This is a genomic window from Novosphingobium sp. KA1 (assembly GCF_017309955.1).
Lineage (GTDB): Bacteria > Pseudomonadota > Alphaproteobacteria > Sphingomonadales > Sphingomonadaceae > Novosphingobium.
On record NZ_CP021247.1, the window covers coordinates 2,717,131 to 2,731,681 of the forward strand.

The following is a 14,551-nucleotide window of genomic DNA, read 5'->3' on the forward strand; positions in this document are numbered from 1 at the left end:
GACCATGACCACCGATATCCTGACCGAAGAACTGCTTACGTCCCGCGAAGGCATTGCCGGGGTGATCGCGCTGAACCGCCCCAAGGCGATCCATGCGCTGACCCTGGGCATGTGCGAATCGATGAGCGATTCGCTGACCCGCTGGGCGGCCGATCCCGAGGTGAAGGCGGTCTGGATCGAGCACAGCGAAGGGCGCGGGTTCTGCTCGGGCGGGGACATCAGCCTGCTGCGCCGTTCCGCGCTGGAGGATGAAGGGCGCGAGGGGCAGCGGTTCTTTTTTGCCGAATACCGGCTGAACCATCAATTGTTCGAATATGCCAAGCCCGTGGTCGCCTTCATGGACGGCATCACCATGGGCGGGGGCGTCGGCATCTCGCAGCCCGCGCAGTACCGCGTGGCGACCGAGAACACCCGCTTTGCCATGCCCGAAACCGGCATCGGCCTGTTCCCCGACGTCGGCGGGGGCTGGTACCTTTCGCGGCTGGAAGGGCGGCTGGGCCAGTTCCTGGCGCTCACCGGCGCGCGGCTGGACGGGGCGGAATGCCTCTGGGCCGGACTTGCCACGCATTACCTCCAGAGCGAGGACCTGCCCGAAGCCAAGCGCCGCATCGCCGCCGGGCATGACATCGGCGCCGTGCTCACCGCGCTGTCGGTGACCCCGCCGGAACCGAAGATCGCCGCGCACGATGCGCAGATCCGCAAACACTTCGCGTTCGACACGCTGGAGCAGGTGCTCGCCTCGCTGGAAGGCGACGACAGCGAGTGGGCCGTGCGCGAACTGGCGACCTTGCGCACCAAGAGCCCGCAGGCCTGCAAGGTCTCGCTGCGCCAGCTTGCCGCCTCGCTGAGCTTGGATACTTTCGCGCAGAACATGGCGATGGAGTACCGCATCGGCAGCCGCGTGCTGGTCCTGCCGGACTTTGCCGAGGGCGTGCGCGCGGTGATCGTCGACAAGGACCATGCGCCGAAGTGGAACCCTGCGCGGCCCGAAGAGGTGACGCCGGAACGGCTGGACGCGATCTTCGCGCCGCTGCCGCCCGAGGAGGAATGGCAGCCGATCTGACTTCGGCTGGACATGCGGGTTTATGCCTCTTCCCGAGAGGCACAGTCACAGCGGCATGGGCCATGCCCCGCGCCGACCATCACAAGCGAAGCGAACACCTGAAGGAACTATGATGAGCTACGAGACGATTCTGGTCGAAAAGAAGGACAACGTCACTCTCATCACGCTGAACCGCCCGCAGGCGCTCAATGCGCTGAATTCCAGGGTTCTGGCCGATCTGATCGAGGCTTTTGCCGCGTTCGAGGCGGACGCTACGCAGGGCTGTGCGGTGCTGACCGGATCGGGCGAGAAGGCCTTTGCCGCCGGCGCCGACATCAAGGAGATGTCGGACAAGCCCAGCGCCGAGTTCTATTCGCAGGACTTCTTCGCCGGCTGGACCAGCCATGTTGTCAAGGCCACGCGCAAGCCGTGGATCGCGGCGGTGAACGGCTTTGCGCTCGGCGGCGGCTGCGAACTGGCGATGATGGCGGATTTCATCATCGCGTCCGAAAACGCCAAGTTCGGCCAGCCGGAGATCAAGCTGGGCGTGGCGCCGGGCATGGGCGGTTCGCAGCGCCTGACCCGCGCGGTGGGCAAGTCCAAGGCCATGGACATGTGCCTGACCGGCCGCATGATGGACGCCGCCGAAGCCGAGCGTTCGGGCCTCGTCAGCCGGGTGGTGCCGCTTGACCAGTTGCTGGACGAGGCGCTGAAGGCCGCTGCAACCATCGCCGGAATGCCGCCGCTGGCCGCGATGATGAACAAGGAAATGGTCAACATCGCCTTCGAGACCACGCTCGACACCGGCCTCGTGATGGAGCGCCGCATGTTCCAGGTGCTGACCGCGACCGAGGACAAGGCCGAAGGCATGGCCGCCTTCGTCGAGAAGCGTCCGGGGGTTTGGAAGGGCAAGTGATCCCGGCCATTCTCTTCCTTGTTTTTGGCGGGTTCTTGACCTGGGTTGCGGTCGTCAATTGGCGGCATCGCAGCGAAGAAAAGATAAGCGCATTAGAGGCGGCCATCCTTCGGGCAACCGGGGAGGAGCCGCTCCCGCTTACGCGTCTGGATAAAGCTTTCCAGACCTTCCATCTGGTTTTTGCATCGATTTTCGGGCCGCTGTTCCTTCTTCTGGGCGCGGCGATGCTTGCGGTCGATCTTGGGAGAATGTCATGAAAATCGCCTTCATCGGCCTTGGCAACATGGGCGGCGGCATGGCCGCGAATCTCGTGAAGGCGGGCCACGTGGTGAACGCCTTCGACTTGTCCGGCGAGGCGCTGGCCCGTGCGGCCGAGCATGGCTGCACCGCCTTCGAGACCGTTCCCGATGCGGTCGAGGGTGTCGATGCCGTCGTCACCATGCTGCCCAATGGCGGCATCGTCCGCGCGGTCTATACGCAGGACGTTTTTGGCAAGGCGCCCGAGGGCGCGCTGTTCCTCGACTGTTCGACCATCGACCTCGCCACCGCGCGCGAGGTTGTCGAACTGGCGCAGGCGGCGGGTTACGCGATGGCCGATGCCCCCGTCTCGGGCGGGATCGCGGCAGCCAACGGCGGTACGCTGACCTTCATGGTCGGCGGCAGCGATGCCGTGTTCGAACGGGCCAAGGCGGTGCTGGAACCGATGGCCAAGGCGGTGATCCATGCCGGGGACACCGGGGCCGGGCAGGTCGCCAAGATGTGCAACAACATGCTGCTGGCGATCCACATGATCGGCACCTGCGAGGCGCTGGCGCTGGCCGAAAAGGCGGGCCTCGATCCGCAGACGTTCTACGAGATCAGCTCCAAGGCCACCGGTTACTGCTGGTCGCTCAACGACTATACGCCGATGCCGGGCGTCGGCGCGGCGAGCCCGGCGGACAACGGCTATGCGGGCGGCTTTGCTTCGGCGCTGATGCTGAAGGACCTGCGTCTGGCGATGGCGGGGGCGGAAACCTCGGGCGCCACCGTGCCGATGGGCGAACATGCCACGAAAATCTACGAGGCCTTTGTCGAGGCCGGCAATGGCGGCAAGGACTTCGGTGCGATCTTCACGACGCTGTGAAGCGCCGCAGCATCGCCCAGAAAGCAATGGGCGCGCCGCGGAGTTGGCAGGCGTAACCTGGACGGTATTGCGGGTGCAGGGGGGGCGAAGTTTATCCTGAGCTTCGCCGAAGGGCTCCCCTGCGTCTTCTCTTTTCTACAGCCTTCAGGCCGCGAGGCTTTCCGCGCGGCCGTCGAGCACCACCCGGTTCCGTCCGTCACGCTTGGCGCGGTATAGCGCGGCGTCGGCGGCCTTGATGAGGGTGGAGCCGTCGCGCTCCATGTTGTCTTCCCAGGTGGCGATGCCGAACGACATCGTCGTCAGGCCCAGCATGCGCCCGCCCTGGTGCACGGTCAGTTCGCTGATCGCCTGGCGCACGACCTCGACACGCTGGGCCAGCACCGCGGCGCTGGAGCCGGGTGCGATGATCGTGAATTCCTCGCCGCCGAAACGGCAGACGACGTCGCCGTCGCGGAAGCGCGCGCGCATTTCGGCAGCCACAGCGTGGAGCACGGCGTCGCCCGCTTCGTGGCCGAACTCGTCGTTGAAGCGCTTGAAATGGTCGACGTCGCACATGACCAGGCTGAGCGGGCTGCCGGTGCGCGTGGCGCGGGCGATTTCGAGCGCCAGCGTCTCTTCCATGTAGCGGCGATTGAACAGGCCGGTGAGCGGATCGCGGATGGTCTGTTCGCGCAGGCCGCGCTGGAGCCGGTGGTTGACGAGAGCCGAGGCGATGTTCTCGGTCAGCACGGTCAGGCGGAAGCGGCGCTCGGCCTCGACCACGCCCTTGAGGTAGAGCACGCCGATCACTTCGCCGCCGGCCAGCAGCGGCTCGCAGTGGTAGTGATCGGTGTCATGGCCGACGTGGGCGCAGACGATGTCCGAACCGGGGTCGATCACGAAGTGGCTCTGGCCGCGGCGCAGGGCCCAGCACTGGTCGGGCGCGAAGCCGGCGGCTTCCACTTCGATGCCGCCCCAGGCGGCGATCGGGATCAGCAGGTTGCGCGAGTTGTTGTGCGCGAAGAGGGCGCCGGGAATGTCGGGCAGCACGCGCGGCACAAAGACGCGGATGATCGCGGCCAGTTCCTCGTCCGTGCGGGCGGCCTGCATGCGGTGGGCCATGCCGCCGAGCAGTTCGATCACTTCGCCGCGTTCACGCAGGACATCCGCATTGCGGCTGAGTTCGGCATTGACGTGGTGGAGCTGGTCGGCGCTGACCAGCTGGTCGGCGACGGCCGTTTCCAGTTCGTCCGCCATTTCGTTGTACCCTTGGGCGAGGCGCTCGAACTCGCTCGAATCCATGTGGGCGGTGACGCGTGCACTGCGATCGCCGGCGCCGAGCTGGCCCATGACCGCCATCATCTCGTCCACCGGGCGGCGGATGCGGCGGATCAGCGCGGTCGCCATGAAGGTGATCAGGATGACCGCGATCGGCGTGCCGAACACCACCAGCCAGCGAATGTTGTCGAGGCGGAGCTGAACCGTCCGCATGCGCTCGGCGGCGAGTGCGCGCTCGGCCTCGAGCAGGTCGTTCGCGCGCGCGTTGACCAGCAGCATCAGGAAGCGGCCCTTGCCCGAGGCGACATTATCGCGAGCGGCGGCGAAATCGCCGGAGCGGGCGAGGCGTCCGGTTTCGGTCAGGGACTGGGTGCGCTGCAGGATCAGCGACTGGACCTGACGGGCCCTTTCGTTCTGCAGCGGGTTGTCCGCGGTAAGCTTGACGAGCGTGTCGGCGTCGCGGCGGGCGGCGGCAATCTCGTCTGCGACGTTGGTGGCGAAATCGAGGCTCTTGGTAAGCACGAAGCCGCGCTGGCCGGACTCGGCCGCTTGCAGATGGCGCAGCGTCCGCGTGCTCATTTCCAGCACCTGCGACGAATGCGTCACCCAGCCCAGGCTGGCGCGCATCTGCGCCGAAGCATCGAGCAGCAGCCCCGCCAGCAGGGCGAGCACGAGGCTCAGGATGACGCAGAGAACAACGATGCGCCGGGACAACGATCCGACCAAGGGAAACTCCATAGGGCTGAGGCTTGGCCCTCTGCCAATCCTAGGCGGCTTGCAACCTCAATTGCTTGCTTAACGGGGTATTTTTGTCGATTCCGGACGGAAAATGCGATGAACCGCATGGGCCCCGAGCAAACGTTGCAAACTGTATCAGGATCGAGGCATTCGGCGCTCGCGTTCGAAGGCGGGCAGGCGCATGCCCTTGGTGCGTCCGGTGAGGTGATAGTGGCGGCACAGCGGGCAGCGATAGGGCCGCAAGGTCACCTCCGCCCGCGCCGCCACGGCGAGCGCCTCCGCCTCGGTCGCATAGCGCCGCTTGCGCTGGCAGATGCCGAGGCGGGTGCGCATGGCGTCAGCCCGGAATGTGTTTGCCCGGCGTGTGTTGGCCCGGCGTGTGTTGGCCAAGCATGGCGGCGCCGAGCAGGAGCAGCAGCTTGACGTCGATGGCATAACCGGCCTGGCGCCACTGGGCGATACGGTGCGCGATGTCCGCAAGCGGAACCCGGTGGACCACGATATTCTCGCTGTCGACGCCGCCGCCTTCGCCGACTTTTGCCAGATCGTGCGCACGGAACAGGGTGAAGCTCTCGCTGACCATGCCGGGCGAGGAGTAGAACTCGCCGAGGTCCTCCATCCGGCCTGCGTGGTAGCCGGTCTCCTCTTCAAGTTCGCGCGCGGCGGCGACACTGGCCGCTTCGTCCGCCACGTCTTCATGATCGCCGACAAGCCCGGCGGGCAGTTCGATGCAGCGCTTGCCAAGCGGCACGCGGTACTGGTCGACAAGGATGACGTGGTCTTCAGCGTCCACCGCGAGGATCACCGCAGCGCGGATGCCGCGCGCGCGGCTGACGTATTCCCAGCGTCCCCGGGTGCGGGCGGTGATGAACTTGCCCTGCCACATGACCTCGTCGGGCGCATCGGCATCGGGCGGCAATTGGGTCAATTCGCTCATACTTCGATCAGCCTGTCGGGAAGTTCGTTGATGTCGTTGTCGTCGCGGGGGAAGTGGCGGGCGAGGATCGCGCCGACCTTGCCCACCGCCACGACCATGCCGTCGGCCACGCGGCCCTCGCGCACGGGGGCGAGCAGGGCGCTCATGACCTCGCCCCAGACTTCGGGATCGACCTTGGCGGCGATGGCGCGGTCGGCCACGATCTCGGCGCGGTGTTCGCGCATCGAGAGGTAGATGAGGATGCCGGTGCGCCCGGTGGTGCGCTGCTCGGCACCGATACGGAAGGCGCGCAGGGCATGGGCGTGGACCCGCATGGTCTTGACCGGCCCCGGCACCAGCCAGAACTTGAGCGGCGGCCAGAGTTGCAGGGCCAGCATCGCCCCGAACTTGATCGCGGCAACCCCGGCGGCAAGGCCGACGATCATGCGCGGGGTCCACTCATGACCCCAGTCGGCCAGTACCTGCTCGTAGAGGCCCATGTAGAACCCCGGGGCGATCACCAGCGCGCCAAGGGCAAGGAAGGCGACCACCACGCTCCAGGCCAGCGCCACGTCGGTATAGCCGTCCGAACAGTCGGCCAGCACGGTGACGATCTCGCCGGAGCTGTGCATTTCGGCCTCGGCAACCGCGGCGCTGATGCGGGCGTGGTCTTCGGGCGAAAGGTAGATGGGGGCAGGCATCGTGTCTCTCTCCTCTACCAGCTGCCGCTCGCGCCGCCGCCGCCGAAGCTGCCGCCGCCGCCCGAGAAACCGCCACCGCCGCCGAAGCCGCCGCCTCCGCCTCCGCCGAAGCCGCCGCCACCCCAGCGGTCGTCGTCGTCATCGTGGCCGAAGGGGCCGGGCATCCAGATGATCGGCCCGCCAAGCCCGCTGCGCCGCCGTCCGCCGCCGCGCGCCTCGTTGACCATCGGCATGACCACGAAAAACACGATGATGAGGATGAAGATCACGGTGCCGATCGGGAAGCCGCCCTTCTGCGGCTTGCGCGCCTTGTCCGCGTCCGCCGCCACCTTGCGCGCCTGATCGGGGGGCAGGGTGAGCTGCTGGATCAGCGCGTCGGCGCCGGCCTCGATGCCGCCGGGATAGTCGTCCGCCTTGAAGCGGGGCAGGATCTGGTTGTTGATGATGAGGAACGAGAGGCCGTCGGTGATGATCGGTTCCAGGCCGTAGCCGGCCTCGATCCGCACCTTGCGTTCGTTGGGCGCGACGATCAGCAGGGCGCCGGTGTTCTTGTCCTTCTCGCCGATCCCCCAGGCGCGGCCGAGCTGGTAGCCGTAGTCGGAGATATCGTAGCCCTGCAGGCTGGGCAGGGTGACGACCACCAGCTGGCGGCCGGAGTTCTTCTCCAGCGCCGCCAGCTTCTGGGTCAGCTGCGCTTCCTGTTGCGGATTGAGCAGGTCGGCATCGTCGACGACCTGCCCGGTCAGCTTGGGGAAGGTGGGCTCGGCCGCTGCCTGCTGGGCAAGCAGCGTGCCGAACGCCAGAAGGACGGCCGCAACAACGGCGCGAAGAAGTTTCACCGGATTACATCTTGCCTTCGAGGCTGGGCGCCACTTCCGCGCCCGGCGTCGTCGCCTGGTAGGGCACCAGCGGGTCCGCGCCGCGCAGCTTGGCGCCGATCATCGTCGGGAACGTGCGGACTTCGGTGTTGTAGTCCTGCACGGCGGAATTGTAGTCGCGCACCGAGATGCGGATGCGGTTTTCCTGACCCTCGAGCTGGGTCTGGAGCATCTGGTAGTTCACGATCGACTTGAGCTCGGGATACTGCTCGACGCTGACCAGCAGGCGCGAGAGGCTCTGGCCGAGCTGGCCCTGCGCGGCCTGGAACTGCTGCATCTTGGCCGGATCATTGAGATCGTTCGCGGTCAGCTGGATCGAGGTGGCCTTGGCGCGCGCCTCCACCACGCCGGTGAGGATGTCCTTCTCCTGCGTTGCCGCGCCCTTGGCCACGGCGGCAAGGTTGGGCACGAGGTTGGCGCGTTCCTGGAAGGCGGCCTGCACGTCGGCCCACTTGGCCTTGGCGGCTTCCTGCTTGGTGGGCACCGAGTTGAAGCCGCAGCCGGCCAGCGAGAGCGCCGCGCCGAAGATGAGGGCGTTGCGGGCGGCGTTGCGGCCGGGGCGCGCAGCGGGGGAAAGGGTCATGCGGGGCAAACCTCCTGATGGACACGAAGTCCGGGCGGGCCGAAAGCGGCCTCGTCCTGTCCTGCCCGCATAGATAGCAGTGCACGGTGCCGGTTCAAGGACAGTCCCTGCATGGAACATTGCGCCGCAACCGATTGTTACGAAAGGGCCAATGTGGCAACACCGCAGCCACGCGACGCGGCAACCGGCGCACCGGCCGGAAAAACGACCAAGGGACAAGCGGACAATGCTTCAGGAATTCAAGACTTTCATCGCGCGTGGCAACGTGCTCGACCTCGCCGTCGGTGTGATCATCGGCGCGGCTTTCGGCAAGATCGTCGCCTCGCTGACCGACGACGTGATCATGCCGTTCATCGGCCTCATCACCGGCGGCATCGACTTCAGCAACAAGTTCGTGGTGCTGGGCACGATTCCGGCGGGCTACACCGGGCCGATGACTTACGCGGCGCTCAAGGCCGCGGGCGTTGCCATGTTCGGTTACGGCGCCTTCATCACCGCCGTCATCAACTTCCTGATCCTGGCCTTCGTGATCTTCCTCATCGTGCGCCAGGCCAATCGCCTGCTGCCCAAGAAGGAAGCCCCGGCAGCGCCGGCCGGTCCCACCGAAGTGGAACTGCTGGCGGAAATCCGCGACGCCCTGAAGAAGTGAAGTTTTCGGGGAAACCCGTCAAAAAAAAAGCAGGGGGAGGGCGCAGGCTCTCCCCCTTTTCTTTTGCGGCGCACGCCCTATATGGGTCGGTGCCGGCTTGCCGGATATGATGATAAACTGCGCCGTTCAATAGGCACAGCGGACCCGGGGGCGGTACCCGGCGGCTCCACCATCACCCGTCCCTTCATTGGGGCAACCCTGTTGTCGCAGGGGTGATGACGGGGCCGAACTAGGATCGACGTGTGTTGAAAAGCGGTGTTTTCATTCGGGCTGAGTAACCCGTTCAAGGCTCAAAACTCACAAGTGCCAACGACAACGAAGCACTCGCTCTCGCCGCGTAATTCTAGGACCTAACGGTCTGAAGTTACAAAGCTAAAGCGCGGTTGGACCCACCGGGCAACAGAAGGGATACCAGGGGCTGGGGGCGAGCCTTGCAACAGAATCGCCCTACCTACCCCCGAACGATCGCCGATCAGGCGGCCTTGCCCGGTTTTTCGGGTTCCGGTGCGGGGTCGGCGGCCAGCCTTTGGGCCTTCTCGTACTTGATCGCATCGAGGATCTTGGCGCCCGCCATGAACACCGCGCCGGTGCAGGCGAGGAACAGCAACTTGCCGCCGAATCCCGGAAACCGCGACAGGTAAACGCTGCCGCGTTCCACCGCGCCCAGCGCGAGCGCGTAGATGATCATGTAGGCTTCCCAGTTCGTCTTGATGACGAACAATCGGGCAATCTTGCGAAGCATGGCTTCCTTCTTCGAACTCCGCCCCAACACTCAGCACGATTGATGCAACGCCCATGCCAGTCATGGGTTCCTGGTGGACTCGATGGTTGACGAGTTCCTGCAATGTAAGCCTTTCCGACGCCATTGTAAGAGCTGCCGACGCCGCGCGCCGTGCTGGGACAGGGCCAAGGCGGCTGTTGCCAATGACGCGCGGATCGGGCATACGGACTTCCGATTCCTCCCCGGGACAGTCTTGGCGACCAACACGGATGCGCCGCGCGTTGACTTGCGCCGCGCATGGACTGCGAGGAATGATGACTGACATGCTGGAACGTTCGGGCCTCCGGATCGATGCCGCCCTGGCGCGCTTCGTCGAAGAGCAGGTTCTGCCCCCCGTCGGGCTGGACGCCGCTGCCTTCTGGAGCGGCTTCGCGCGCCTCGTGGCCGAGTTTGCCCCCCGGAACCGCGCCCTGCTGGCCCGGCGCGACGACCTTCAGGCGCAGATCGATGCATGGCATCTCGCCCATGCGGGGAGGCCGATCGAGCAGGATGCCTACCAGGCTTTCCTGCGCGAGATCGGCTATCTTGTTCCCGAACCTGTGCCCTTCGTCGTCGGCACCAGGGGCGTCGATGCCGAGATCGCGACGATGGCGGGCCCGCAACTCGTTGTCCCGGTGCTCAATGCGCGGTTCCTGCTCAATGCCGCCAATGCGCGCTGGGGCAGCCTCTACGATGCCTTCTACGGCACCGATGCGCTCGACGCGGCGCCGGCCCAGGGCAAGGGATATGACGCGGTTCGCGGCGCGGCGGTGATCGCGGCGGGCCGTGCGTTCCTCGACAAGGCGCTGCCGCTGGCGGAAGGCTCGTGGGCGGATGTCGCCTCGATCGATGCGGCCGCGATCGACCCGGCCTGCTACGTCGGTGAGACCGACCGCGGCAGGCTCTATCGTTCGAACGGCCTCGGCATCGAGATCGTTGTCGATCCCGCGAGCCCGGTCGGCAGCGCCGACCGGGCGGGCATTGCCGACATCGTGCTGGAAGCGGCATTGACGACGATCGTCGACCTCGAGGATTCGGTCGCGGCGGTCGATGCCGGGGACAAGCTCATCGCCTATGCCAACTGGCTGGGGCTGATCCGCGGCGATCTGACCGAGACCTTCGAGAAGGGCGGCCGCGTGCTGACCCGTGAACTGGCGGGCGACAAGCCCGTCACCGTTAGCGGCGGCAAGACGGTGCAACTGCCGGGCCGCTCGCTGCTGTTTGTCCGCAATGTCGGCCATTTGATGACCAATCCGGCGATCCTCCTGCCCGACGGCGGCGAGATTCCCGAAGGCGTCATGGATGCCGTCCTCACCAGCGCCATCGGCAAGCAGGATGTCATGGGGCTCACCCGCTACGGCAACAGCCGCGAGGGTTCGATCTACATCGTCAAGCCGAAGATGCACGGGCCGCAGGAGTGCGCCTTCACCAATGACCTGTTCGATGCGGTCGAGGATCTGCTGGGGCTGGAGCGCCACACCATCAAGGTCGGCGTCATGGACGAGGAACGGCGCACTTCGGCCAATCTTGCCGCCTGCATTCACGCGGTGAAGGATCGCATCGTCTTCATCAACACCGGTTTCCTCGACCGTACCGGCGACGAGATCCACACCTCGATGCGGGCCGGGCCGATGATGCGCAAGAACGCCATCAAGGGCTCGGCCTGGATCGCCGCCTACGAGAAGCGCAACGTCGCCATCGGCCTTGCGCACGGGCTGTCCGGCGTCGCGCAGATCGGCAAGGGCATGTGGGCCGCGCCCGACATGATGCGCGACATGCTTGCCCAGAAGATCGGCCACCCCAGGACCGGCGCCAATACCGCCTGGGTGCCGTCGCCCACGGCGGCGACGCTGCATGCGATGCACTATCACGAAGTCGACGTGTTCGGCCTGCGCGGCGAGATCGCGGTCGAGGACGTGCCCGGCCTCGACCTCCTGTTGCAGGTTCCGCTGGCCGATGGCGCCAACTGGTCGGCCGAGGAGGTCCGCGAGGAACTCGACAACAATGCACAAGGCCTGCTGGGTTACGTCGTGCGCTGGATCGACCAGGGGGTTGGCTGCTCCAAGGTTCCCGACATCAACGATGTCGGACTGATGGAGGACCGGGCGACGCTGCGCATTTCCAGTCAGCACATGGCCAACTGGCTGCTGCACGGCGTCTGCAGCGAGGCGCAGGTCATGGACTCGCTGCAGCGCATGGCGGCGCGGGTCGATGCGCAGAACGCGGCCGATCCGCTCTACGAGCCGATGGCGGGCAACTGGGACAGGTCCTTCGCATTCCGCGCGGCCTGCGACCTCGTGTTCAAGGGCGCCGGGCAGCCCAATGGCTACACCGAACCGCTGCTGCATGCCTGGCGCCTGCGCAAGAAGGCGGCGGCTCCGGTTCTGGCAGACGCCTGACGCCTGCGGCGATGACGGGCCTCGCGTTCGCGCGGGCCCCGTCATTCGATTTGTCCGACAGACCTGTCCATCTTTGGTAGCATTGCACGTTCTTTAACTTACCTGTGGCATGCGTTCTGTTATTCTGACGGCCAAGGGGGCTGTGGGAGGCCGGATCCATGAAAGAGCAGCGCATCTTCGCTGAGGATCGCGTTCGGGCGACAGTGCAGGCAAGGCTGCACTCGGCCGGGGTCGACAGCGAGGTCACGATTGTCGATGCCAGCGAGCGGGGGTTGCAACTGGCGATGCCGGTGGCGCTTAGGCCCGGGGAAATCGTGGAAATCGAGATCGGTGGGCAGGATCTGGCCGGATGGGTCCGCTGTCGCACCGATCAGCACTGCGACATCGTGCTGGAAGAGGCGATCGACGTGATGGCGCTTCTGGAAAGCAGCCGGGCGCCGATCACCATCACCCGGCTTGCCGAGCCGGGGGCAGGCCAGCGTCACCCGCTGGCCGTGGCCCTGGCTTCGGATGGACCGCTGCCGGCCCGCATGATGCAGGCCGCGTTCATTGTTGCACTGCTGCTGCTGGGGATTGTCGCCATCGTGCAGCTGGTGAACCTGGCGGGAGAGCCCCTGCAGACGGCGCGCATCGCGCTGGAGGGCGGCAGCGACCTTTCGCACTGACCCCGTGCATCCGGGGGAAGCCGGACCGGCGCCGCGCCAGCGCGCGTCGGGCCGTTCAGTCTTTCGGTGCAGTCAGTTCGCGCGCCACTTGCACGAATTCGTCCACCGTCAGCGTTTCGGCGCGGCGCTGCGCATCGATGCCGAGGCGTTCTAGCGCCTCGATCGCGCCGGACATGCCCTTGACGCTCTGGCGCAGCATCTTGCGGCGCTGGCCGAACGCGGCCTCGGTCAGGCGTTCCAGCACCCGCATGGAAACCCCTGCCGGTGCTTCGCCGGGCACGACGTGGACAATGGCGGACATGACCTTGGGCGGCGGGGTGAAGGCGCTGCGGTGGACTTTCAGCGCCAGCTTCGCTTTCGAGCGCCACTGCGCCAGCACCGCGAGGCGGCCATAAGCCGACGTGTTCGGCTCGGCGACGATGCGGCGGGCGACTTCCTCCTGGAACATCAGCGTCAGCGACGACCACTGCGGCGGCCATGCCTCGCCCGATAGCCAGCCGGTGAACAGCGCGGTGCCGACGTTGTAGGGCAGGTTGGAGGCAATGTGGTAGGGCCCGTCGAACAGCGTCGCCGGGTCGATCTTCATCGCGTCGCCCTCGATGACCTTGAGCTTGCCCGGGAACGCGGCCTCGAGTTCGGCCAGCGCGGGCAGGCAGCGGCGATCCATCTCGATGGCGGTGACTTCGGCGCCGGCCCGCAGCAGCGCGCGGGTGAGGCCGCCGGGACCGGGGCCGACTTCCAGCACCCTGGCGCCTTCGAGGCTGCCGGGGATCGCGGCGATGCGGTCGAGCAGCTGTTCGTCGAACAGGAAGTTCTGGCCGAGCGCCTTGCTGGCGGAAAGCCCGTGCCGCGCGATCACTTCGCGCAAGGGGGGCAGGGTGGTCATGCGGTCTGTCCTGTGGTGGCGCGGCGGGCGGCGCATTCGCCGGCCATGCGCAGCGCGGAGATCATGGCGCCGGGGCTGGCCAGGTTCTTCCCGGCGATGCCGAAGGCAGTGCCATGATCGGGTGAAGTGCGCACGATCGGCAGGCCGAGCGTGACGTTGACGCCGGCGTCGAAGTCGAGCGTCTTGATCGGGATCAGCGCCTGATCGTGATACATGCACAGCGCCACGTCGAATTTGTCGCGTTCATGTGCGGCGAACAGCGCGTCGGCGGGGTGGGGGCCGGTGACCGCAAGCCCTTCTGCGGCGAGAGCGGCGATGGCGGGGATGATCGTGTCGATCTCCTCGCGGCCCATGCGGCCATCTTCCCCGGCATGGGGGTTGAGCCCGGTCACCGCGATGCGGGCAGCCGCAAGGCCGAAATCGCGGGCCAGCGCGCGGGCCACGATGCGCGCCTTGCGTTCGATCAGGTCGCGGGTGATCAGCCCCGGCACCTGGGTCAGTGCGACATGGACGGTCAGCGGCACGGTGCGCAGGTTCGGTCCGGCCAGCATCATCACGGCATCGTCATGGGCGACGCCGCAGGCATCGGCGCAGAACTCGGTCTGGCCGGGCTGGGCAAAGCCGATTTCGGCGAGTCTGGACTTGGCGATCGGGCCGGTGACGATGGCGCCGGCGGCGCCGGATACCGCCAGTGCGGTGGCCTGCGTCAGCGAATGCAGCGCGAGCCGGGCGCCGTCCGGGGTCGGCGTTCCGAAGGCGGGGGCGGCATCCTCATCGCCAAGAACCGGCAAGCCGCTGGCAAAGGCTTCGGCCGCTTCGGACGGATCGGCGATGCGGATCACGGGAAGATCGAAGCCGCGCGTGCGGGCCGCGGCGGCAAGCACGGCGCCGCCGCCAACGACCAGGAACGGGGCCAGGCCGGCATCGCCGCGCCAGCGCCAGGCTTCGGCAATCAGTTCGGGGGCGATCCCGGCGGGATCGCCCAGCGAAACGGCGAGCGGCGCCGCAGCGATGACCTTGGAGCCGCTCACGAGAGGA

The 14,551-nt window shown here is 66.7% G+C and carries 16 protein-coding genes and 1 other RNA gene; 8 read left to right on the top strand and 9 right to left on the bottom strand.

Features of this window, described 5'->3' with window-relative positions; translation table 11 throughout:
* The first annotated feature begins 4 nt into the window (after window positions 1-4).
* The 4 genes from CA833_RS13050 to mmsB all read left to right on the top strand — a co-directional run bounded on the left by CA833_RS13050 (window position 5) and on the right by mmsB (window position 3,081).
* Window positions 5-1,063 carry an enoyl-CoA hydratase/isomerase family protein gene (locus CA833_RS13050; RefSeq protein WP_242526089.1) on the top strand — a complete coding sequence of 353 codons (1,059 nt, stop codon included), beginning with the start codon at window positions 5-7 and terminating at the stop codon, window positions 1,061-1,063.
* Between the two features lie 112 nt (window positions 1,064-1,175).
* Window positions 1,176-1,958, top strand: a complete 783-nt coding sequence (locus CA833_RS13055) for an enoyl-CoA hydratase-related protein (protein WP_142634690.1) — start codon at window positions 1,176-1,178, stop codon at window positions 1,956-1,958.
* Window positions 1,955-2,215, top strand: coding sequence for a hypothetical protein (locus CA833_RS13060; protein WP_207078260.1), 261 nt, complete (start codon window positions 1,955-1,957; stop codon window positions 2,213-2,215). Before CA833_RS13055 ends, CA833_RS13060 begins: the two co-directional genes overlap by 4 nt.
* Complete coding sequence (gene mmsB, locus CA833_RS13065; protein ID WP_142634689.1) at window positions 2,212-3,081, top strand: 3-hydroxyisobutyrate dehydrogenase; 870 nt, start codon at window positions 2,212-2,214, stop codon at window positions 3,079-3,081. The genes CA833_RS13060 and mmsB overlap by 4 nt, the downstream gene beginning before the upstream one ends.
* A 144-nt stretch (window positions 3,082-3,225) precedes the next feature.
* On the opposite strand, the gene CA833_RS13070 is transcribed toward mmsB, so the two are convergent.
* From CA833_RS13070 to CA833_RS13095, 6 genes are all read right to left on the bottom strand, one after another.
* The gene (locus CA833_RS13070) at window positions 3,226-5,064 is read right to left on the bottom strand and encodes a diguanylate cyclase (RefSeq protein WP_242526090.1); all 1,839 of its coding nucleotides are present in this window, start codon (window positions 5,062-5,064) and stop codon (window positions 3,226-3,228) included.
* Between the two features lie 147 nt (window positions 5,065-5,211).
* Window positions 5,212-5,409, bottom strand: coding sequence for a hypothetical protein (locus tag CA833_RS13075; RefSeq protein WP_142634685.1), 198 nt, complete (start codon window positions 5,407-5,409; stop codon window positions 5,212-5,214).
* A gap of 4 nt (window positions 5,410-5,413) precedes the next feature.
* A complete protein-coding gene (locus tag CA833_RS13080; RefSeq protein ID WP_242526091.1) occupies window positions 5,414-6,013 on the bottom strand; it encodes an NUDIX hydrolase in 600 nt (199 codons plus the stop codon).
* Complete coding sequence (locus tag CA833_RS13085) at window positions 6,010-6,693, bottom strand: TPM domain-containing protein (protein WP_207078262.1); 684 nt, start codon at window positions 6,691-6,693, stop codon at window positions 6,010-6,012. The genes CA833_RS13080 and CA833_RS13085 overlap by 4 nt, the downstream gene beginning before the upstream one ends.
* A gap of 14 nt (window positions 6,694-6,707) precedes the next feature.
* Entirely contained in the window at window positions 6,708-7,532 is an 825-nt protein-coding gene (locus CA833_RS13090; RefSeq protein WP_207078263.1) for a YgcG family protein, read from the bottom strand.
* Window positions 7,533-7,536: 4 nt separating this feature from the next.
* Window positions 7,537-8,154, bottom strand: a complete 618-nt coding sequence (locus tag CA833_RS13095; protein ID WP_207078264.1) for a LemA family protein — start codon at window positions 8,152-8,154, stop codon at window positions 7,537-7,539.
* A gap of 226 nt (window positions 8,155-8,380) precedes the next feature.
* On the opposite strand from CA833_RS13095, the gene mscL reads away from it, so the two are divergent.
* The gene (gene mscL, locus CA833_RS13100; protein ID WP_142634675.1) at window positions 8,381-8,803 is read left to right on the top strand and encodes a large conductance mechanosensitive channel protein MscL; all 423 of its coding nucleotides are present in this window, start codon (window positions 8,381-8,383) and stop codon (window positions 8,801-8,803) included.
* A gap of 52 nt (window positions 8,804-8,855) precedes the next feature.
* Window positions 8,856-9,218, top strand: a transfer-messenger RNA (tmRNA) gene (gene ssrA / locus CA833_RS13105).
* 57 nt (window positions 9,219-9,275) lie between these two features.
* Here ssrA and CA833_RS13110 read toward each other — a convergent pair.
* Window positions 9,276-9,545: a hypothetical protein gene (locus tag CA833_RS13110; RefSeq protein ID WP_207078265.1), complete on the bottom strand. Its 270-nt coding sequence runs from the start codon at window positions 9,543-9,545 to the stop codon at window positions 9,276-9,278.
* Between the two features lie 293 nt (window positions 9,546-9,838).
* Between CA833_RS13110 and CA833_RS13115 the strand changes: the two genes are divergently transcribed.
* Window positions 9,839-11,962 carry a malate synthase G gene (locus tag CA833_RS13115; protein ID WP_207080095.1) on the top strand — a complete coding sequence of 708 codons (2,124 nt, stop codon included), beginning with the start codon at window positions 9,839-9,841 and terminating at the stop codon, window positions 11,960-11,962.
* A gap of 158 nt (window positions 11,963-12,120) precedes the next feature.
* Window positions 12,121-12,627, top strand: coding sequence for a PilZ domain-containing protein (locus CA833_RS13120; RefSeq protein ID WP_207078266.1), 507 nt, complete (start codon window positions 12,121-12,123; stop codon window positions 12,625-12,627).
* Window positions 12,628-12,682: 55 nt separating this feature from the next.
* On the opposite strand, the gene rsmA is transcribed toward CA833_RS13120, so the two are convergent.
* On the bottom strand, window positions 12,683-13,513 hold the full coding sequence (gene rsmA, locus CA833_RS13125; RefSeq protein ID WP_207078267.1) for a 16S rRNA (adenine(1518)-N(6)/adenine(1519)-N(6))-dimethyltransferase RsmA: 831 nt from the start codon (window positions 13,511-13,513) through the stop codon (window positions 12,683-12,685).
* Window positions 13,510-14,544 carry a 4-hydroxythreonine-4-phosphate dehydrogenase PdxA gene (gene pdxA / locus CA833_RS13130; protein WP_242526092.1) on the bottom strand — a complete coding sequence of 345 codons (1,035 nt, stop codon included), beginning with the start codon at window positions 14,542-14,544 and terminating at the stop codon, window positions 13,510-13,512. The genes rsmA and pdxA overlap by 4 nt, the downstream gene beginning before the upstream one ends.
* Window positions 14,545-14,551: the final 7 nt, after the last annotated feature.